Consider the following 17,497-nt stretch of genomic DNA (forward strand, 5'->3'; position numbering starts at 1 on the left):
GTCACTATCGGTTTCTGTTCCAACGGATCTGTGATCTGCGACGACCGGTACCCCTCGTCGATCACTCCAATTGTTCGTTCTTTGTGACTTCCGTGATGATTACGTCCCAGTCAGGATGTTCGACTCCATTCCGACATTCGAATCCGCCCTCCACGTCAACTCCACTCTCGTAGGCCCGCTGAAGGAGCGCTTTCAACTCCGCATTCAATTCTTCTTTCGACGTAAGCGAGGTATCCTCGAGAGTCATCTTCCCGCGCCCTCTTCGTATTTCTTCACAGTTGGTTTGTGTTCTGGTGTGATGGTACCCACACCGTCGCTGTGTACGGGTATCGCGTGCGCTTCATGCGTGAATACAACGTGGATATCCCTGTTTGTCCCGGTAGGAACTTCGACGAGTGCATCTAACGATTCGGGGTCAACAGTGGAATAGCACGGGTCGAGTTCGACCGGATCGGTTCCCAGTAGGTCCGCCAGCGTTGGGGCAACAGCCATGCTCGCGGGTGTCTTCTCATGATTGAACTGGGTGCGAACAGTCCCAGATTCCCGAACGTACTCGAGCGCTTCGACTCCAACCCCAGATACCGTTGTGTCCATCTTGTCCGATTCTAGCCGTTTGTGTCGGTTCAACAGGTGTACTGATTATACAGAGGGTTTAAATGAGGGGGTCTATCCGAGCGATCACAACGAACTGCTGAGCGTCGCTCCAATGAGGCGTCGATGCCCGCGTCGAAGACGTGAGGAAAGCGACTGCTGAGTGATACCGAGTTCGTCAGCGATTTCTTCGAGCGACACCTCGCGTGGGGTGTCGAAATAGCCTCGTTCGTAGGCCAATATTAGTGCCTCGCGTTGAGTCTCGGTCAACTCGTAGCCTTCTCCCTGGATCGGAAGCATAGCGTGGACGGCGGTAATCGCTATCGGAATGTCGTTTTTCTGGCAGCGCTCTCGAAACTCCGCGATTGCCTCTTGACTCTCGGCGCGGACCTCGAATCGCCACTCGTTTTTCGTCCCGATTCCGGAGAGCACAACGACGTTGGCCTCTGCAAGGGCACTCAGGATGCCAAAGTACTCTTGGTCCCACTCAGCACGCATGAGATACTCGTCTTCAACGCTGTCGACCACTCGGATGTTGCTCACACCGGCGTGTTGTTCGAACGCAGCTTCGATGTCCTCTGTTTCCGCACCGCGTACCCAGAAATACGGGATAATCAGCGTCTCGTGTGGAATCAGTCGCTCCAATTCAACTCTCACTCCCGGCAAGTTCTCGAACACACTCCCTAGGGGAAACTCCGCTGTCGGGCTGGTAAACTCCATTACAGTCGCCATGCGGAAGCCTTCATCTAGCACGCAAATAATCGGGATGGGTGGTGTGCCATGGTTTTGAGATGAGCCAACACACAGTTGTTGGCTATAGCATACTGTGTGCTCCACGTGGGGTGTCCGTTTGATAGTCGGGCAGCCATGGTGTACCATGTCTCCTCCTTTTGTAGGACCATCCAATCTATTCGCACAAGCGAGCATGAGTGTGATAACGGAGATTCGCGTCCCGTCCGATGACTTTGAACTCGGACAAATCCTCAGTATAGAGCAAGCGTCTGCGGTCGAGCTTGAAACGCTCGTCCCAAGCGGGGACGTCACCGTGCCGCTCTTCTGGGTCTACGAACCGGTCGGGAACGACTTTCTCGATACCGTTGAGCGCTATCCAACGGTTAACAGCGTCACGGAGATGGACGTGTTCAAAGACCGGACGCTGTTCAAACTGGACTGGGATGCGACCCAGGACCACCTTTTTGAATGCATCTTGGAACACGGCGGGCAAATACTGAGTGCGACTGGAGCACCTGAAGGATGGAATTTCGAGATACGATTCGCAAGCCGCGAGGAACTGAGTCAGTGCCAGGACTGTTGTGAAAACGCGCACATCTCCCTAAAACCAACCCGTATATACAATCCGGGGGACCCTGAGGCAGGTCCGTGGTACGGCTTAAGTAAGCCCCAACGAGAAGCGCTCACGCTTGCCATTCGAATGGGATACTACGATATTCCACGCGGCTGTACGACCGCGGAGTTAGCTGAGGAACTCGGAATCTCCGATCAGGCAGTAACGGAGCGACTGCGTCGTGCCATTGGTACGTTCGGGAGGTATGCACTTCTCACTCCCGAGTCAGCGGCACACGTAGACTAACTGGGTCCATGACTCACCATGGGGCAGAACCAGACGGTTGGACCTACACCCTGTGAGTATGGATGAGAAACGAGAGTTGGGGACACGTGAGATTCAGTCAATTGAGACGGGTTCCGATTTTTCAGGGCGTGAGAGGCCGATCTCAGCCAATACGATTCTGTCGGTCGTAGCGAACGAACACCGACGTGCCATCCTCTACACGCTAGACAAGGCATCCGAGAAGACACTGGCATATGATGTGCTCGTAGATCGCGTCGCAGACCGGGTTCGGGACAAAGACACTGAACGGGTGTCCGACGAACAACGACAACGCATCCAGATCGCACTTCACCATACCCATCTTCCAAAACTGGAAGCGGCTCAGATAATCGACTATGAGGGTGAAACGGGACACGTCCAGTTTGTTGGCGGTAAACTGGAACGAGATCTGTTGGCGCTGGTTGGACCATAGTTACACCCACTCCTGCATGAAGAACGCGGACTTCCGACCCTGTTAGCGCTGATTCAGCGACTCGAGCGTGGTCGAATTGGGAAGGACGTACTCTTCGATCACTCGAGCCTGCCCGCGTCGCAGCCGTTCGCTGACTGCCTGTTCCGAAATGTTGAACGCCGCTGCGACGGCCGATAGTTCGGTTTCGCGCGGCACTGAAAAGAAGCCATACTCGAACGCAAGCACCAGCGCCTCTCGCTGTGACTCCGTCAACGTCTCGCTTGCGGGCTGTGGGGTCTCGACTTCGGCTCCGGCTGCGAGTCGATGCAAGTCGAATTCGACGCCGTTGTCCTCGAGAAACTCGTAATACTGCGCAAACGCCTCTTGGTCTGGAAACCGCATTGTGAACGACCAGATGCCGTCGGTTCCGCGACATTCGAGGAGTTGACCGCCGACGGTGACCCACTGACGATAGGCCGAAATGACTCCCGTGTCGCTGTGTCGAACGCGAACGAGCGTCTGCTCGGGTGTTCGATCAATGTACTGGAACTCGGCAACCGTCTGATCCCCAGCGAGCGTCTCCTCGAGGCGGTCGCGGTCCGAACAGCGCGCCCAGCAGAACGTAATCGGCCGTGCGGGATCGAGGGCGTACTGGCGCTCGATTGTGAGTTCGACCGACGGCATCGCTTGCAGCGTCGGACCGAGGATGAGGTCCGGCGATGTCACGTCGAACTCTGCACGGAGGCTCATAGGAAATCCACCGGGTCCAATAAAATAACTGTTGAGGCCAATTTCGGCTACAAGGGCCACAAAGCACTAGTAGACGGCAAAATCCGGCAAAACCATCACTCGAGAATGTGGGATACTGTGACCGAATGTCAGGCGTCCGATGCTCCCTTGACGGTTTCACGAACTGCCTCGACACCCTCGTCGTGGGCGAGGTCGCCGACGACGATGACGTCTGCGTACTGGCCCATCTTGGCAGCCGAGTCGTAGTCGTGGATGCCGCCGCCGTAGAACAGTGTTGCCTCGTCAGTTGCGTGGCTTGCGGCGTCGACAATATCTTCGTCGCCAAGCATCCCGGAGTACTCGAGGTAGACGATGTCCTGGCCGAACATGCGCTCTGCGACTTCGGTGTAGGCTGCGACATCGTCGGCGTCGAGGTCGCAGTCGGCCTCGGTGTAGGTCGCCACGTCGGCGTCGGGGTTCATCACGATGTAGGCTTCCGTGCTCGTGCGATCCCAGTCGAGACCGGTATCGAGGCGGACCCACTCTTTGTGTGCGCCGGTGATCCAGAACGGCGAACCCGCGTTGAGCACCGTCGGGATGAGATAGCCATCCAGCGCATCGTCTTCGATGACCACGTCGGGACTCGAGGGCTCCTGATAGAGCGCGACGTCGTGTTCGGCACAGGCGCTGAGCACGTCGGCCGTGTTCTCTTCGGTGATGCCCATCGTGCCACCGATTTCGATTGCGTCAGTCCCAGTCGCACAGAGATCGCCATAGGTCACGCCGTCGGGAAGGTCCTTGTCCGGGTCGATTTTGAGGATGTGGTCCCAGTCGGACCAGGGAGCAGTCATACCGCTCCGTTGCCCGACAACCGGCAAAAACGCTACGAATCGGGTGTGCGCTCGAGTCGGTCCCGACAGATCGTCCGGTGACACCGCTTTTTGTCGGTATTTTCATAACAGACCAGCGCCAGCGACTCGCCACGCTCAAGGCGATCCTCAAGGTCCTCGAGTGCCGCCCGTGCGTCGGCCGACTCCTCGAGATACTGGCGATACTGCTCGCCGAACTCGACGGTTTCCCAGGCGGCGTTGTGTGCGCCTTCTTCGCAGAGTCCCTGCAGTTTCATCTCGTCTTCGGCCTCACGAACCGCCTCGAGCAGGTTTGTCGGCGGCCCGAGTTCGGGATAGTTCTCGTCGACCGCGGCGTGAAACCACGAGGTCGGCCGGCGAACGACGCCGACCAGCGTTGCGTCCGCGGGCACGTCGGCCAGATCGTGCTGAAGGGCGGCAACGTAGGTGTCCGCGACCGTCCCGCGTTCGGAACAGGACTCGACAGTCATACCTGTTGTGACGGTCGCCCCGCATTTATATACGCCGCCGGTGCGAATCATCGCCCCTCGATATCGATGCCAGGGGACAGCGAAGACCCGAACGCGGATGTACAGTACCACCTCGAGGTCGGCCCCGACGACGTCGCCAACACCGTGTTGCTGCCCGGCAACCCGGAGCGCCTCGAGAAGATCGTCGCTCACTGGGACGATCACGAGTTGCGGGCTCACCACCGCGAGTATCGGACGGCGACGGGAACCTACGAGGGAACGCCGATTTCGGTCACGTCGACCGGTATCGGTGGCCCATCCGCAGCGATTGCGCTCGAGGAACTCGCGCGCGTCGACTGCGAGACGTTCATCCGCGTGGGATCGTGTGGGGCGATCCAGCCGGAGATGGATGTCGGCGACCTCGTGATCACGACGGGCGCTGTGCGTCAGGAGGGGACCAGCGACGAGTACGTCCGCGAAGATTACCCGGCAGCAGCCGATTACGAGGTCGTCAGCGCACTCGTCGCTGCCGCCGAGCGACTGGGCTACGACTACCACACCGGTATCACGATGAGCGCGGATTCGTTCTACCCGGGCCAAGGCCGACCCGGATTCGACGGGTTCGAAGCCGCCGGTGCGGCCGATCTCGTTGACGACCTCAAGGAGGCGAACGTCGCAAACATCGAGATGGAAGCGAGCGCTATCTTGACTCTCGCGAACGTCTACGGTCTCCGCGCGGGTGCGGTCTGTTCGGTCTACGCCAACCGCGAAACCGGTGAGTTCCGAACCGAAGGCGAATCTCGAGCGGCCGAAACTGCGACACTTGCGACGCACCTGCTCGCGAAGATGGACGCGAAAAAGCGCGCGGTCGGTGCTGATCGATGGCACGCTGGACTCTCACTCGAGGAGTAAGACCCGACCACGCCTGGAAATTGGGAACGGCTTATTCGCCGTCGGAGGCCGTGTTACTCACGAACGCGAGCGATCTCGTCATCGAACACCCGGCGATTAGGAATGATGTACTCCTCGCCGTTGTTTTCGACTTTCGTGACGAATAGATCGACCTCCTGGACGATGCCCGTCTGGTCGCCGATTCGAATCTCATCGCCGATGCCGTAGGGCTGGTTCAACAACAGGTAGATCCCCGCTGCACTCGAGACGAGGAAGTCTTTGAACGCGATTGCGCCGACAATGATGACGCCAGCGGTATAGACGAGCAGCAGGATCAGCAGTGGCTGAATGTAAACGCCGATCTGTCCGAGTGCGATAAGAAAGGCGACGTACAGAACGGTGTATTTGACGAGTTTTGGGATGATCGCAACTTCCGGGAGTTTGACGCTGCGAAGATATTCGCTGACGATGAGTTCGGCTTTGTCAGCGACGATGAAGCCGAGAATCACGACGAGAACGCCGATAAACACCTGCGGAATGAACTCGGTAATGCGGAACCAGAACTGGTCGGTATCGAGCAACTGTGCGATGTGAATCGCCGTCAGCACGGCGATGCCGTAGATGAACCACGAACTCAATCGGGCGACGATTTCGACCGTGGAGGTTCCAAGCGACTGGGCAGTCCGCTCGAACGGCGTTCCTTCGACGGCTTCCGGCACACCCGACGCCGAGAGCAACTCCTGATTCAGTCGGCCAACGAGATAGCCGACGACGAACCCGAGGGCTAACACCGCGGCTGCGATGACTGCCGGTTCGTTCAAAAACGTCTGCCAATCCATCTCAATAGGCCTCCGGGTCGACCTCGAAAATCAACTCGCCGCCTTTGAACGCACGGACGAGTCCATCACTCTCCGACAGCACGATTGTAATTGCGTTCGTATCTCGCGTAATCGCCCCGCCGGCCATGTGGCGCGTCCCAAGCCCCTTCGGAATGTCGACGCCTTCCGCCGAGGGCTCGAGATAGCGGTAGGCGGAGACGATTTTGCCCGCATCGGAGATGATGAACGCGCCGTCAAGTCGCGAGAACTCCTTGAGCATGACGTTGACAATCGGGTCGCCCACGTGGACGTGGGATTTCTCGAATGGATTGTACGACAGCGGGCGGGACTTGTTCATCACCTTGCCCGCGTCGCCGACGACGAATAGCGCGCCAACTGGCTTGCCTTTCTGTCCTTTTTGCCCGAGTTCGATCACCAGTTCGAGAACGGACTTGATCACCTCGGGGTCGGCGCGGGATTTCGCAAAGAGGCCGTAAATACCGGTTTGCTGGTCGGAATTTGCGCGCACGCGACACATCGTATCAATATCGTCGTTGAACATGCTCGTCGCACAAAGCAACGTGTCGCCGTCGTCGATGACGTTTTTCTCGAGTGCGCCCTCGAGTGCAAAGCGGATACGCTCAGAGACGTCTTCGAACTCGAGTGGGAGTTCCACGAACGTCTCCGCATCGACGTCGTTCTCCGTCCCGACGACGATAACCTCGAGGTCGTCGATTGCGGTGATCTGTTCGTAGTATGAGCCACTTGGTGCAAAGAGCATGACCGCATCGACTCCCGAAAAGAGCTCCCCGAACACGTCGTCTAACCCGGCCATTGCTCATACAACCTGTGTGTGGGTGAATAAGCGTTGTGGAGGTGTCTGACACCTGTCTGCCGATTCACCGCGAGTTCACTCACGTTCAATTAGTTCAGATGGAGCTGATACTGGACAGACAGATTCGTACAACTGGCAGTATACGGTCTCCTCGAGCATTCGTAGACTGAAACTGTGTGAAACAATGATCGCTACTCGAGTGTCTTTGTCTCCGTGATCGGACGGAACTCGCCGTTGCCACACGTACACTCTTCGGACACACCGATTGGTCGAATCGATCCGTCTGCTCTGATCTCGGAGACGAACACCGAGTTACAGGAGCGACACATACCGACGGTCTTCGACTGCGGTGATGACTTGCTCACGAAAGACACTACACGCCAGAGTCGTATCACCATTCTTCCAACCTGTTTTGGTACGACCGTCGGTGACTGTCTCCGAAAAAAGACTGTCGGCGACTACTCGGTTCGATCCGTCGACGACTCGTCGTCACCGACCCAGCGCTCCCAGAACGGCTCGAACTCCGCATCGTCCTCGGCGATCCGGTTCCACTCTGCGAGACCGCGTTCTTCGCGCGTCCCAGGAATCGTATTGTCCAAGAAGAGTGCAGCCAGTCCGCCAACTGCCATTCCCGTCGAACCAATGATGTAGATCGTGTCGGCAACGGCAATCGCTGCGGCCTCGAGCCAGCCCGCAAGTCCCGCAGTCACGAGTGCCGTCTCGGTCAGTGACGCAATCATCGCTTCGACACCAACGGCATCGCGGAACTCGAGTGTCGTCTCGAAGTTGCCCATGTAGGCCGGAATCGCGAGTCCGACGAAGAGCGCAAACCCGATGATGAAGACGTTTCTCGAGGACTCGAGGTCGACGTGTCTGAGGTTGCCGATCCCGACGGCGACGATCTGGGCGAACATAGCGATGAAGAGGCCGCCGATGATCGGGTCCGGTATCGTCGCGATGAGTTGGCCGAAGTAGCCGATAAAGCCGAAGATGAGCATGAAGACGGCCCCGATCTGGACGACGTATCTCGAGGCGACGCCGGTGAGTCCGATTGCGCCGATGTTCTCGGAGTAGGAGGTCGAGCCACCGGTTCCCATGATCCCCGAGAAGACGTTCATCAGCCCTTCCATCCCGATACCGTGGTTGATCCGCTTCTCGCTTGGTGCGGCGGAGCCAGTGATGTTGGCGACGGCGTAGTAGTCACCAATGCTCTCGACGATGGAGGCAAGCACGCCGGCGAACATGCCGATGACGAACGCCGTCGTCACCTCTGGTATGCCCCACTGGAACGGGTAGATGGGCATGAGTAGCGACGCATCCGTTACCTCTGCAAACGAGATGTGGCCGGGATGGCCGCCACCAATCGTGCCGGTTGCCGAGAGCATCGCGGCGACACCCCAGGCGAGACCAACCGCAATGATGACCGGATAGAGACGGAACGCGCGGTGTTTGACGTCGAGATACTGCGAAAAGAGGACGATGAGTCCAAGCGTGAACCCGAGCAAGAGCCAACTCTGGTCCGTCTGTGTCACCTGATCGACGTTGAACAGCGCCAGGCCGATCAGGGCAATCGTCGGCGCGATGACGACTGGCGAGAGGAAGCGCCGAAGCTTCCCAACCAGTCCGAAATACCCCATCGCGACCTGTACCGTTGCCGCGACGATGATTGCTCCCTGTAACTGTAACAGGGCCGTTTCCCAGTCACCAGCACCGACGCCGCCCGCAGTCACGACCGTGATGATCGCGAGCGCGGGTGCAAGCATCGAGAACGGCGCGCCCTGGACGATTGGATACCGATTCCCGAACGTCGTCTGTGCGAGCGTCGCGATGCCGCTCACGACGAAGAAGGTGCCGATAAATCGGGCCGCAACGTCTCCCGGCATCCCCATCGCACCCGCCAGAATCAGCGGCACCGCGATGTTCGCCCCCACCATCGTCAGATAGTGCTGGATGCCAAGTACCGTCGACTCGCCTATCGGCGGCCGGTCGTCGATCCCGTATTCGATGTCGTCGTTCTCCTCGACGGTCCCCGACGAACCGTCGCGATTCCCCGCCGTCGTTGCATCGTCCCCCGTCATCTACGAGTCACTCACGGAGTCACGAGTGGGGAAGCCAAAAGGCGTATTGATCCGTTCCGACCAGTACAGTCGCTGGCGTGACAAATTCGCCACTCGAAGGTCCTCCCCCTCTGCTCACAGCAGCGAGAACGGGTCCTACTCGAGGGCGACCTGTGGCTGTTCGCCCTCGATTGGCTCCTCCGGTGCGTTCGTGCCAACCTGGACGGTGAGGACGGGCACGTCGGCACAGCGGACGACGCGTTCGGTGACGCTCCCGAGCAGGAGGCGGTCGATGCCGCCGCGGCCGTGCGTTCCCATGACGATGAGATCACACGCGTCGGGACCGGCTTCCTCGACGATGACGCGACTTGGCGACCCATCGAGGATCTTGGTTTCCACTTCGACACCCTCCGGCGCGAGTTCGCGAACGCGCTCGACTGCCGACCGCCCTTCCTCGCGCAGCGCCTCGCTAATGCCTTCCCAGGCTGTCTCCATCGGAAGCCCCCCATACCCCGCTGCGTTGACAACGTAGACGGCCCGAATCGTCGCGTCGTGTGCGAGCGCGAGGTCGAAGGCGTACTCGAGTGCGCGCTCCCCCTCCGGTGAGCCATCGGTTGGAACGACGATGCAATCGTACATAGGTATATGATAACGTTTATCATCCAACTATAATAATGTTGTCGTAGCTCCGAGTGATCGTCAACTGGCGTGATAGGACTCGAGCGAGTCGATGCTGACTGATCAGTCAGAACGTAATCCGAGATTAGTCTGAAAGAAGACGGATTTTCAGTCCGTCGCCGGCTCGAGGATCGTCTCCCGGACGTCGTCGACACCCGCCCGGCGGACGACCGCCCGAACCGGATCGCGCGCACCCGCGAGATTGTGCGAGTCGCCATCGAGCACCAGCAGTCGCGCCTCGCGGCCCGGCTCGAGAACACCGTACTCGAGGCCGGCGATTTCAGCGCCGTTGACCGTCGCCATGCGCAGGATTTCGTTCGTTGGCAGATCGGAGCATTTCGCCATGAACTCCATTTCGCGGAACATCGACGGCGAGTTGAGCATCACGTTGTCCGTCCCGAGCGCGAGCGTCGTCCGCTCGTGCAACTCGGCGTAGGGGGAGAGCCCGACGTTCGTGACGAGATTCGACCGCGGACAGACGACGATGGGGACGTTCTGGTCGGCGACGCGCTCGAGGTGGTGGGCTTCGGGGTGGACCATGTGGACGAGAAACTCCGGCTCGAGGTCCAGCGCGGGATCGATGTCGCTCGCGTCGACCTCGCCTGCGTGGATGCCAAACGGTTTGCCCGCCTCACGGGTGGCCTCGCGTTCGGCGTCGAACGTGTTGTCGTTCGCCCCGCTGGCACCGAAGCCGTCGCCCGCGTGCATCGCCTCCACCGAGCCGCGGGCGAACGACAGGGCGTCGACAGGGAGCCCCTGTTGTGCGTCCGCGAGCATCTCGACACCTGCTACGTCGCCCTCGCGAAAGTCCAGACAGGCCGCCGTTCCACTCTCCTGCATGAATCGCAGCGACCGGCGCATCTCGCGAACGAGGTCCTCGCGGTCGGCGCTGCGAAGCAGGCGATGTTTCAGCCCGTCCGGCGGCGCGACCAACTCCTCGAGCGAGAGACCGCGGCCGGCTTCTTTCGCAATCGAGTCGCCGATGTGGGTGTGGGCGTTGACGAACGCCGGACAGATGATGTCGTCACTCTCGACTGCCGCCTCCTCGATGGCCTCGATTCGCCCGGCCTCGTCGATCACGATCCGGCCCTCGACCGGCTCGAACTCCCGCCCGCGTAGAATCGTCCCCGTGCGTTCCATGTTGCGGTGTTCGGTAGCGGTGTTTTCAACGCCATCGGTTCGCGTTCCTGGCCGGCCTCGAGCCCGGAACAGGTAAGCAACCTTAAGAGCCGCGACGAACTGGGTTGGCGTATGCAACCGCGCGACCTGTCCGATCACGTCGCTTACGAGGCGGGTCGGGGTATCGAGGAAGTCGCCCGCGAACTCGGGCGCGACCCTGATGAGTTCATCAAACTCGCCTCGAACGAGAACCCACACGGCCCCTCGCCGGCGGCCGCCGTCGCCCTTCGCGACGCCGCCTCGAGCGTGAGTTCCTACCCAAAGTCGACCCACACGGACCTCACCGACGCAATCGCAGACCGCTGGACCGTTGACCCGGCCCAGGTCTGGCTCGCAAACGGCGGCGACGGCGCGCTCGATTACCTCTCGAGAGCCGTCCTCGAACCCGACGACACCGTGCTCGTCCCCTCGCCCGGCTTCGCCTACTACGGGATGAGCGCACGATATCACCACGGCGATGTCCGCGAGTACGCTCTCGAGCGCGCCGCAGACTTCGCCCAGACGCCCGAGGCCGTCCTCGAGGCCTACGATGGCGACCGAATCGTCTATCTCACGAGTCCGCACAACCCATCCGGCTCGACGATTTCGCTCGAGGCAATCGAGCAAATCGCCGAAGAAACCGACGACGAGACGCTCGTGGTCGTCGACGAAGCCTACGGCGAGTTCGCCGACGTCGACAGCGCCGTCTCGCTGATCGAGGGCCGCGATGGCTTCGAGGCCCGCGACGATATCGCGATTTTACGAACGTTCTCGAAGGCCTACGGACTCGCGGGCGTCCGACTCGGCTACGCCGTCGTTCCCGACGCGTTGGCGGACGCCTACGCGCGTGTGAATACACCCTTTGCTGCAAGCGAACTCGCCTGCCGGGCCGGCCTCGCCGCCATCGACGATGACGAACACGTCGAGCGTACCGTCGAGACGGCTCGAAACTCTCGCGCGTACATGCGCGACCACATCGACAGCCACGTCTGGGAGAGCGAGGGCAACTTCGCACTCGTCGCCGTCGGCGACGCCAGCGCCGTCGCCGAGGAGATGCAAGCCCGCGGCGTCATCGTCCGCGACTGCACCAGCTTCGGCCTGCCGGGCTGTATCCGGATCACCTGTGGCACCGACGAGGAAACAGAACGCGCCGTCGAAACTGTAAACGCCGTTCTTGCCGACCTCGAGATTGAGGTCGACGCTGAACTCGCAACTGACGGCGGCGGTGTACCTGCGGCTACCGACTCGGAGGTGCCCGACGCGTGAGGGTCGCTGTCACCGGTACGCCGGGAACTGGAAAGACAACCGCGAGCGACCTTCTCGAGCAGAGATTCGCTGAAAGCGAGAGCGACTTCGACGTCGTCCACCTCAATCGAGTACTCGAGGACGAGGACCTCTACACCGAGGTCGACGCCGACCGCGAGAGTAAGATCGCCGACCTCGAGGCGCTCGCGGAGTGGCTTGAGGGCCGCGACGACGTGGTCGTTGAATCGCACCTTGCGCATCACTTCGACGCTGACCGCGTGGCCGTCCTTCGGTGCGCACCGGCGACGCTCGAGGAGCGATTACTCGAGCGCGGCGAGACTGCGGCGAAAGCACAGGAGAACGCAGAGAGCGAAGCACTCGACGTGATTCTCGCCGAAGCGGTCGAGGAACACGGCCTCGAGTCGGTCTACGAGATCGACACGACTGATCGGAGCCCCGAAGCCGTTGCAGACGCACTCGAGGCAGTCGTAGCGGGCGAACGCGAGCCAAGTGCTGGCGAGGTTGAGTTCGTGGGGTATCTCGGATGACGCTCGATCAACTGCGCCCGTACGTCTCGCGGTTTCTCGACCCGTTTGTCAACGGATTCGACCGCATTGGGTTGACGCCGGACGGCGTGAGCGTGATCGCGTTCGGCATGGCCGTGCTGGCTGCCGTTGCCTTCTTCCTCGGCGGGCAGGCACACGAGATCTGGTACGTGGCGGCCGCTGTCCTGGTCTTTCTGAACGGCTGGTTAGATATCATTGATGGCGCACTTGCGCGCAAACAGAACGTCGCCTCCGCCGGTGGCGACCTGCTCGATCACGTTCTCGACCGCTACGCGGACATCGTCATCATCGCCGGGCTCGCCGCAGGTGTCGAGAACTACTTCCTCGGCTTCCTCGCCGTCACTGGCGTCATCATGACCTCGTATCTCGGTACGCAGGCCCAGGCTGTCGGTCTCGACCGCGTCTATGGCGGCCTCGTCGGCCGTGCAGATCGGCTGGCAATCATCGGCGTCGTTGGCTTTCTGGCCTACCCACTCGCGGCGATGGACCCAGGCGGCCTCACAGTCATCGGCTGGTTGCTCGTCTTCCTCGCAGTCGTCGGGCACCTGACTGCACTCCAGCGCTTTGCGTACTCCTGGTCGGCACTCGAGTAGGGTCGGTCGAGGTTTGATCCGTCTGTCGATTCGAGAGCACGCCGCATGCTTTATAGCTCGTCACGATATAGCTACGTGCATGGTTCAGTGCGAGATGTGTGGCGCCGAGACGTCGTCTCCGAAGACAATCAAAGTCGAGGGCGCAAAACTCGACGTGTGTTCGAACTGTACGGACTTCGGCACTGAAGTCAAACAGACCTCGAGCTCGAGTTCTTCGAGCAAGTATTCGACCACCGCAGACTCGGGTTCCTCGAGTTCGAGTGGCGGTTCAAGCGGCGGCAGTTCGGGCTCCTCGAGTGCAAGCTCGAGTTCCTCCTCAAGCCGGCCCCGAACGGACATGTTTGACGATATGGACGAACTCGCGACGGACTACGACGAACGGGTACGACAGGCCCGTGAAAATGCAGGGCTCAGCCAGTCCGACCTCGCGAACAAACTCAACGAGAAAGCAAGCCTCATCCGCAAAATCGAACGCGGTGAGACGCTTCCGACTGACGCAGTCCAGTCGAAACTCGAGAGCAAACTCGAGATTTCCCTGAGTGCGGAGGGCAGTTCCGGCGACGATACCGAGTGGTCGGGTGGCTCCGCCTCTGGCAGCTACACGCTCGGCGACGTCGTCAAGCGCAAGGACTGACGACGAAAGCCGTTTGAGCGGCCGAGTGACGAACAAGACCCGACGAGAATTAGACGGTCGACTCGTCGTCGACACACGGACAGCGACACCGACTCGCAAGCTATTTCTTTGCTGGGACTGGGGTTGGATATATGTTCGTTCTCGTCAACCTGAAGACCTACCCGTGTGATCCACTCGAGGTCGCGCGGGCGGTTCGCGATGTCAATGACACCACTGACGCACGACTGGCAGTTGCGCCACAGGCCGCCCACTTAGAGCGCGTCGCCGAGACGGGCGTCGAAACGTGGGCCCAGCACGTCGATCCAATCGACTACGGCAGCAACACCGGCCACACGCTGGCAGAGACAGTCGCTGAGTCGGGTGCCGTCGGGACGCTCATTAATCACTCCGAGCAGCGCCTGAAACTCGCCGACATCGATGGCTCGGTTCGGGCAGCCGAACGCGCCGACCTCGAGACGGTCGTCTGTGCGAACAATCCCGCACAGATCGGCGCGGCCGCAGCGCTCGGTCCGGACGCCGTCGCCGTCGAGCCACCGGAACTCATCGGGACCGGTACGCCGGTCAGTCAGGCGGACCCCGATGTTGTCGAGGATGCCGTCGCTGCTGCTGCCAGCGTTGATGACGATGTCTCAGTTCTCTGTGGTGCCGGGATCAGCACCGGCGACGACGTCGTCGCAGCTGGCGACCTCGGCAGCGAGGGTGTCTTGCTCGCAAGCGGCGTTGCAAAAGCCGACGACCCCGAAGCCGCACTCGAGGACCTCGTCGAACCGCTATAAGGACGCGGCGCGTCTCAACGCGACGCCCGACCATTTTTCCTCCCGCTCGTTGAATCGGTGTGTATGACCGACGAGCCCCCGCTTTCCGTTGCCCTCGAGAACCGGTTGATGAGCCACGGCATCTACCTACAGACGCTCGAGCCGATCCCACCTGCGGACGGGGCGGCGGATCAATCGGAAACCAGCAGTGACCGCCTTGACGCACACGACGGCATCGACGTTCGCCTCGAGTACGAGACCGTCGCCCAGACTGATCGGGTGACGAGCACTGAGGTTGGCGCTGTGATCCGGACGCTCCGTGCTGTCGCCGCCGAACGCGAGTGGACGCCCGGCCGACTCGAGGCATCGTCGCTGACGACTGATGGAGATCGCCGGGGGACGTGGCACGTCGAAGCAGCGTGGTTCGACCGGCTCCACGAGGGCTTGACCGAACTCGAATTCTCTCAATTAGTGCTTGAAACGATAAACGCCTCAACCGAAACCAGGTAAATTAATAGTGTATCGGTTACGTATCGGAGACGATGACGGGGGAACAGCTGTACGTTTCACACGCACCCGGCGACCTCGAACTCGTCCAAGAGCTGTTTTCCACTGTCAAGAATTTCCCCGTCGGCGTCCATATCGCACTCGAGGAGATTGAATCCGGCCGGTCGCGGACGCGACTGACGGGCCGAATCTCGAATAGCGATGTCGTCGCTGTCGTGTTGACAGAGCGATCCGCGTCGAATCAGTGGGTTAATCAGGAAATCGGCTACGCTCAGGCGAAGGGGATTCCACTCCTGCCGCTGTACGATCACGAACAACTTCGGAGCGGGTTTGTCAGCGATATCGAGGGAGTGACAATTGACCGGCAAAACCTGTCCGTGACGGTCTTCAACCTGCTCTGTCGGCTTCGTAGTGAACTCGCCCCGCTTGGTGCGCTCTCAGTGCCCAACTGGTACGTCGAGTTCCCGTGTACCAGTCCGGGGTGTACGCACTCGGTCACACTCGAGATCGACCGCGATCAGACGAAACTCTGGAAACTGCACCGGCGCGGTCGGCACCTTTCGACAGACTGTGAGGAATGTGACTCACGATACTACTTCGATCCGGGAACGATTGGATTCGTTGGTCGTGAGGACCGCTGTACGCAGCCTCGGTAGCGACGCGACGAGCCCTTACTCCTGTTGGAGTCGTTCGTAGGCGTCGGTCACGAGTTGGAACGCGGATCGACTCCCGCTCTGGCGGTCGGGATGGGCGCGTTTGACCTGTTGATGGTACGCAGTCTGGATTTCGTCGGCCGTTGCCCCCTGTCCGACACCGAGAACATCACGCGCTCGCGTGGCACGCATATCGACGCGTTTGACGATTCCCCGTTCCTCGAAGCGCTCCTTGCAGGGCGGACAGAGTCGCTCACTGCGATCATCGACAGTCGTCACACGAAACAGTTCGACCGCGACCTGTTCGCCACACTGACTACAGCGGTTTTGTGCCGACGTGTCCTGGCTGGTCTCACTGGTGTCTGTCGTAGCGTCAGCGGAGTCCGTCGACGATCCCGTCGTCTCGTCTGCGTCCACTCGAGGCGCTTCGCTCGCACACGACGAACAACACGCGAGGACAGTGCCATCTTGCAGCACGATCTCCTCGAGGGCGGACTCGAGGACGGTGCGACGACAGCCGTCACAGGCGCGGCGTCGTTGGTCGAGTGTGGACTGGCTAGTAGGTTCAGTCTCCGTTCTCGAGTCAGTTTCACCGCCAACTGAGCGAGCGTGTGGCTCACACTCTGGGCAGCAACAGACTCGCTCGCCGGTGGGTAAGACGACGGTCGTCGACTGCTCGCGTGACATCGACTTCCCACAGCCATCACAGCCAATTTCACCCGCGGCCATCGGGCCTGTAATTTGTAACCACCCCCTTTATTTCTACCGTCATTTGTATTCGATGTCACGATTGTGGCTGGGAGTGGGTCGATTGTACGGTTTCAACGGGTACTAGAGCCTCCCGTCCGAAGAGACAGCTATGACTGGCGCCGTTCGAACCGACCAGACGGAGACACTCACATCGCAGACGAGACTTCGGCTGGCTGCGGGTGATTTTCTCGTGCTCGTCGGCCTGCTAGCCGTTGGTCTCTACGAACACAGAACCAATCCGATCCTCGAGCCGGTGGCAGCGCTCGAGACGATGTTCCCGTTCCTGTTCGGCTGGGCAGTCGCTGCCGTGCTTGCCGGCGTCTATACGCGGGCTGTCGCGACCTCGCCGTGGCAGGCCGCCCGTGTCGTTGCAGTGGCCTGGCTCGCAGCGATGAACGTCGGGCTGCTCCTGCGTTCGTCGCCGCTGTTTGACGGTGGGGCCGCTTGGCAGTTCAACGCCGTGATGACGGGACTTGGGTTGGCTGTCTTGCTCGCCTGGCGTGTGGGCTACGCCGCGCTGGTTGGTGCAAAATCGACGTAGTTGCACCACACCATCCACAGCGCTGCTGAATCCCGTCTTGAGTCTCGAGTACGTTGCGTTCTTGGTTTCATCCTACTGGATTGATGCTATGTCAATATGTTTCGTGGCCATTGTTACCATTAGACTATGGAATCAAACAGAGATGTTCGCGATCACT

General features: G+C 60.3%; 24 protein-coding genes. 11 read left to right on the plus strand and 13 right to left on the minus strand.

The window, feature by feature from the left end:
• Window positions 1–61: 61 nt before the first annotated feature.
• From B2G88_RS01755 to B2G88_RS01765, 3 genes are all read right to left on the minus strand, one after another.
• On the minus strand, window positions 62–247 hold the full coding sequence (locus tag B2G88_RS01755; protein WP_054863684.1) for a hypothetical protein: 186 nt from the start codon (window positions 245–247) through the stop codon (window positions 62–64).
• Window positions 244–594 (minus strand): HalOD1 output domain-containing protein, encoded by a 351-nt coding sequence (locus B2G88_RS01760; protein ID WP_054863685.1) that lies wholly within the window; start codon window positions 592–594, stop codon window positions 244–246. Before B2G88_RS01760 ends, B2G88_RS01755 begins: the two co-directional genes overlap by 4 nt.
• 84 nt (window positions 595–678) lie before the next feature.
• Window positions 679–1,323, minus strand: coding sequence for a helix-turn-helix domain-containing protein (locus tag B2G88_RS01765; RefSeq protein WP_054863686.1), 645 nt, complete (start codon window positions 1,321–1,323; stop codon window positions 679–681).
• A 193-nt stretch (window positions 1,324–1,516) separates the two neighbouring features.
• On the opposite strand from B2G88_RS01765, the gene B2G88_RS01770 reads away from it, so the two are divergent.
• Together B2G88_RS01770 and B2G88_RS01775 are read left to right on the plus strand one after the other, a co-directional pair.
• Window positions 1,517–2,182, plus strand: a complete 666-nt coding sequence (locus B2G88_RS01770; protein ID WP_054863687.1) for a helix-turn-helix domain-containing protein — start codon at window positions 1,517–1,519, stop codon at window positions 2,180–2,182.
• A 58-nt stretch (window positions 2,183–2,240) separates the two neighbouring features.
• A complete protein-coding gene (locus tag B2G88_RS01775; RefSeq protein WP_245835275.1) occupies window positions 2,241–2,633 on the plus strand; it encodes a DUF7344 domain-containing protein in 393 nt (130 codons plus the stop codon).
• Between the two features lie 42 nt (window positions 2,634–2,675).
• On the opposite strand, the gene B2G88_RS01780 is transcribed toward B2G88_RS01775, so the two are convergent.
• The 3 genes from B2G88_RS01780 to B2G88_RS01790 form a co-directional block, all read right to left on the minus strand.
• Window positions 2,676–3,362, minus strand: coding sequence for a helix-turn-helix domain-containing protein (locus tag B2G88_RS01780; RefSeq protein WP_054863688.1), 687 nt, complete (start codon window positions 3,360–3,362; stop codon window positions 2,676–2,678).
• A 128-nt stretch (window positions 3,363–3,490) separates the two neighbouring features.
• Entirely contained in the window at window positions 3,491–4,192 is a 702-nt protein-coding gene (locus tag B2G88_RS01785) for a phosphoglycerol geranylgeranyltransferase (RefSeq protein WP_087713812.1), read from the minus strand.
• Window positions 4,193–4,224: 32 nt separating this feature from the next.
• Entirely contained in the window at window positions 4,225–4,680 is a 456-nt protein-coding gene (locus B2G88_RS01790; protein WP_054863692.1) for a DUF488 domain-containing protein, read from the minus strand.
• Between the two features lie 66 nt (window positions 4,681–4,746).
• On the opposite strand from B2G88_RS01790, the gene B2G88_RS01795 reads away from it, so the two are divergent.
• A complete protein-coding gene (locus B2G88_RS01795; RefSeq protein ID WP_087713814.1) occupies window positions 4,747–5,571 on the plus strand; it encodes a nucleoside phosphorylase in 825 nt (274 codons plus the stop codon).
• 53 nt (window positions 5,572–5,624) lie between these two features.
• Here the strand turns inward: B2G88_RS01795 and B2G88_RS01800 are convergent, their stop codons facing one another.
• The 6 genes from B2G88_RS01800 to B2G88_RS01820 all read right to left on the minus strand — a co-directional run bounded on the left by B2G88_RS01800 (window position 5,625) and on the right by B2G88_RS01820 (window position 11,078).
• Complete coding sequence (locus B2G88_RS01800; RefSeq protein WP_087713815.1) at window positions 5,625–6,389, minus strand: mechanosensitive ion channel family protein; 765 nt, start codon at window positions 6,387–6,389, stop codon at window positions 5,625–5,627.
• 1 nt (window position 6,390) lies between these two features.
• Window positions 6,391–7,203, minus strand: a complete 813-nt coding sequence (gene dacZ / locus B2G88_RS01805) for a diadenylate cyclase DacZ (RefSeq protein ID WP_054863689.1) — start codon at window positions 7,201–7,203, stop codon at window positions 6,391–6,393.
• Window positions 7,204–7,394: 191 nt separating this feature from the next.
• Entirely contained in the window at window positions 7,395–7,568 is a 174-nt protein-coding gene (locus B2G88_RS19380) for a hypothetical protein (RefSeq protein WP_176393142.1), read from the minus strand.
• Window positions 7,569–7,661: 93 nt separating this feature from the next.
• Complete coding sequence (locus B2G88_RS01810) at window positions 7,662–9,281, minus strand: uracil-xanthine permease family protein (protein ID WP_087713816.1); 1,620 nt, start codon at window positions 9,279–9,281, stop codon at window positions 7,662–7,664.
• Between the two features lie 135 nt (window positions 9,282–9,416).
• Window positions 9,417–9,899 carry a universal stress protein gene (locus B2G88_RS01815; protein WP_087713817.1) on the minus strand — a complete coding sequence of 161 codons (483 nt, stop codon included), beginning with the start codon at window positions 9,897–9,899 and terminating at the stop codon, window positions 9,417–9,419.
• Between the two features lie 147 nt (window positions 9,900–10,046).
• Window positions 10,047–11,078, minus strand: coding sequence for an amidohydrolase family protein (locus B2G88_RS01820; protein ID WP_087713818.1), 1,032 nt, complete (start codon window positions 11,076–11,078; stop codon window positions 10,047–10,049).
• Window positions 11,079–11,189: 111 nt separating this feature from the next.
• Here B2G88_RS01820 and hisC point away from each other — a divergent pair, with 111 nt between their 5' ends.
• From hisC to B2G88_RS01855, 7 genes are all read left to right on the plus strand, one after another.
• Window positions 11,190–12,362 carry a histidinol-phosphate transaminase gene (gene hisC, locus B2G88_RS01825; RefSeq protein ID WP_087713819.1) on the plus strand — a complete coding sequence of 391 codons (1,173 nt, stop codon included), beginning with the start codon at window positions 11,190–11,192 and terminating at the stop codon, window positions 12,360–12,362.
• Window positions 12,359–12,889: an adenylate kinase family protein gene (locus B2G88_RS01830; protein WP_087713820.1), complete on the plus strand. Its 531-nt coding sequence runs from the start codon at window positions 12,359–12,361 to the stop codon at window positions 12,887–12,889. The genes hisC and B2G88_RS01830 overlap by 4 nt, the downstream gene beginning before the upstream one ends.
• Window positions 12,886–13,500 carry a CDP-alcohol phosphatidyltransferase family protein gene (locus B2G88_RS01835; protein ID WP_087713821.1) on the plus strand — a complete coding sequence of 205 codons (615 nt, stop codon included), beginning with the start codon at window positions 12,886–12,888 and terminating at the stop codon, window positions 13,498–13,500. Before B2G88_RS01830 ends, B2G88_RS01835 begins: the two co-directional genes overlap by 4 nt.
• Window positions 13,501–13,579: 79 nt before the next feature.
• A complete protein-coding gene (locus tag B2G88_RS01840) occupies window positions 13,580–14,134 on the plus strand; it encodes a multiprotein bridging factor aMBF1 (protein ID WP_087713822.1) in 555 nt (184 codons plus the stop codon).
• A 131-nt stretch (window positions 14,135–14,265) separates the two neighbouring features.
• On the plus strand, window positions 14,266–14,910 hold the full coding sequence (gene tpiA, locus B2G88_RS01845; protein WP_054862209.1) for a triose-phosphate isomerase: 645 nt from the start codon (window positions 14,266–14,268) through the stop codon (window positions 14,908–14,910).
• Window positions 14,911–14,973: 63 nt separating this feature from the next.
• Window positions 14,974–15,399 carry a hypothetical protein gene (locus B2G88_RS01850; protein ID WP_054862208.1) on the plus strand — a complete coding sequence of 142 codons (426 nt, stop codon included), beginning with the start codon at window positions 14,974–14,976 and terminating at the stop codon, window positions 15,397–15,399.
• A gap of 32 nt (window positions 15,400–15,431) precedes the next feature.
• Window positions 15,432–16,052, plus strand: a complete 621-nt coding sequence (locus B2G88_RS01855; RefSeq protein WP_054862207.1) for a toll/interleukin-1 receptor domain-containing protein — start codon at window positions 15,432–15,434, stop codon at window positions 16,050–16,052.
• Window positions 16,053–16,067: 15 nt separating this feature from the next.
• Here the strand turns inward: B2G88_RS01855 and B2G88_RS01860 are convergent, their stop codons facing one another.
• A complete protein-coding gene (locus B2G88_RS01860) occupies window positions 16,068–16,778 on the minus strand; it encodes a J domain-containing protein (protein WP_087713823.1) in 711 nt (236 codons plus the stop codon).
• Window positions 16,779–16,908: 130 nt separating this feature from the next.
• Between B2G88_RS01860 and B2G88_RS01865 the strand changes: the two genes are divergently transcribed.
• Window positions 16,909–17,340, plus strand: a complete 432-nt coding sequence (locus tag B2G88_RS01865) for a DUF3054 domain-containing protein (protein WP_054862206.1) — start codon at window positions 16,909–16,911, stop codon at window positions 17,338–17,340.
• Window positions 17,341–17,497: the final 157 nt, after the last annotated feature.

The sequence above is a fragment of the Natronolimnobius baerhuensis genome (assembly GCF_002177135.1).
GTDB lineage: Archaea > Halobacteriota > Halobacteria > Halobacteriales > Natrialbaceae > Natronolimnobius > Natronolimnobius baerhuensis.

Bases quoted from the DNA above. Each gene is read 5' to 3' on its own strand.
- B2G88_RS01755 (WP_054863684.1), bottom strand. From the start codon at position 247: ATGACTCTCGAGGATACCTCGCTTACGTCGAAAGAAGAATTGAATGCG.
- B2G88_RS01760 (WP_054863685.1), bottom strand. From the start codon at position 594: ATGGACACAACGGTATCTGGGGTTGGAGTCGAAGCGCTCGAGTACGTT.
- B2G88_RS01765 (WP_054863686.1), bottom strand. From the start codon at position 1,323: ATGGCGACTGTAATGGAGTTTACCAGCCCGACAGCGGAGTTTCCCCTA.
- B2G88_RS01770 (WP_054863687.1), top strand. From the start codon at position 1,517: ATGAGTGTGATAACGGAGATTCGCGTCCCGTCCGATGACTTTGAACTC.
- B2G88_RS01775 (WP_245835275.1), top strand. From the start codon at position 2,241: ATGGATGAGAAACGAGAGTTGGGGACACGTGAGATTCAGTCAATTGAG.
- B2G88_RS01780 (WP_054863688.1), bottom strand. From the start codon at position 3,362: ATGAGCCTCCGTGCAGAGTTCGACGTGACATCGCCGGACCTCATCCTC.
- B2G88_RS01785 (WP_087713812.1), bottom strand. From the start codon at position 4,192: ATGACTGCTCCCTGGTCCGACTGGGACCACATCCTCAAAATCGACCCG.
- B2G88_RS01790 (WP_054863692.1), bottom strand. From the start codon at position 4,680: ATGACTGTCGAGTCCTGTTCCGAACGCGGGACGGTCGCGGACACCTAC.
- B2G88_RS01795 (WP_087713814.1), top strand. From the start codon at position 4,747: ATGCCAGGGGACAGCGAAGACCCGAACGCGGATGTACAGTACCACCTC.
- B2G88_RS01800 (WP_087713815.1), bottom strand. From the start codon at position 6,389: ATGGATTGGCAGACGTTTTTGAACGAACCGGCAGTCATCGCAGCCGCG.
- dacZ (WP_054863689.1), bottom strand. From the start codon at position 7,203: ATGGCCGGGTTAGACGACGTGTTCGGGGAGCTCTTTTCGGGAGTCGAT.
- B2G88_RS01810 (WP_087713816.1), bottom strand. From the start codon at position 9,281: ATGACGGGGGACGATGCAACGACGGCGGGGAATCGCGACGGTTCGTCG.
- B2G88_RS01815 (WP_087713817.1), bottom strand. From the start codon at position 9,899: ATGTACGATTGCATCGTCGTTCCAACCGATGGCTCACCGGAGGGGGAG.
- B2G88_RS01820 (WP_087713818.1), bottom strand. From the start codon at position 11,078: ATGGAACGCACGGGGACGATTCTACGCGGGCGGGAGTTCGAGCCGGTC.
- hisC (WP_087713819.1), top strand. From the start codon at position 11,190: ATGCAACCGCGCGACCTGTCCGATCACGTCGCTTACGAGGCGGGTCGG.
- B2G88_RS01835 (WP_087713821.1), top strand. From the start codon at position 12,886: ATGACGCTCGATCAACTGCGCCCGTACGTCTCGCGGTTTCTCGACCCG.
- B2G88_RS01840 (WP_087713822.1), top strand. From the start codon at position 13,580: ATGGTTCAGTGCGAGATGTGTGGCGCCGAGACGTCGTCTCCGAAGACA.
- tpiA (WP_054862209.1), top strand. From the start codon at position 14,266: ATGTTCGTTCTCGTCAACCTGAAGACCTACCCGTGTGATCCACTCGAG.
- B2G88_RS01850 (WP_054862208.1), top strand. From the start codon at position 14,974: ATGACCGACGAGCCCCCGCTTTCCGTTGCCCTCGAGAACCGGTTGATG.
- B2G88_RS01855 (WP_054862207.1), top strand. From the start codon at position 15,432: ATGACGGGGGAACAGCTGTACGTTTCACACGCACCCGGCGACCTCGAA.
- B2G88_RS01860 (WP_087713823.1), bottom strand. From the start codon at position 16,778: ATGGCCGCGGGTGAAATTGGCTGTGATGGCTGTGGGAAGTCGATGTCA.
- B2G88_RS01865 (WP_054862206.1), top strand. From the start codon at position 16,909: ATGACTGGCGCCGTTCGAACCGACCAGACGGAGACACTCACATCGCAG.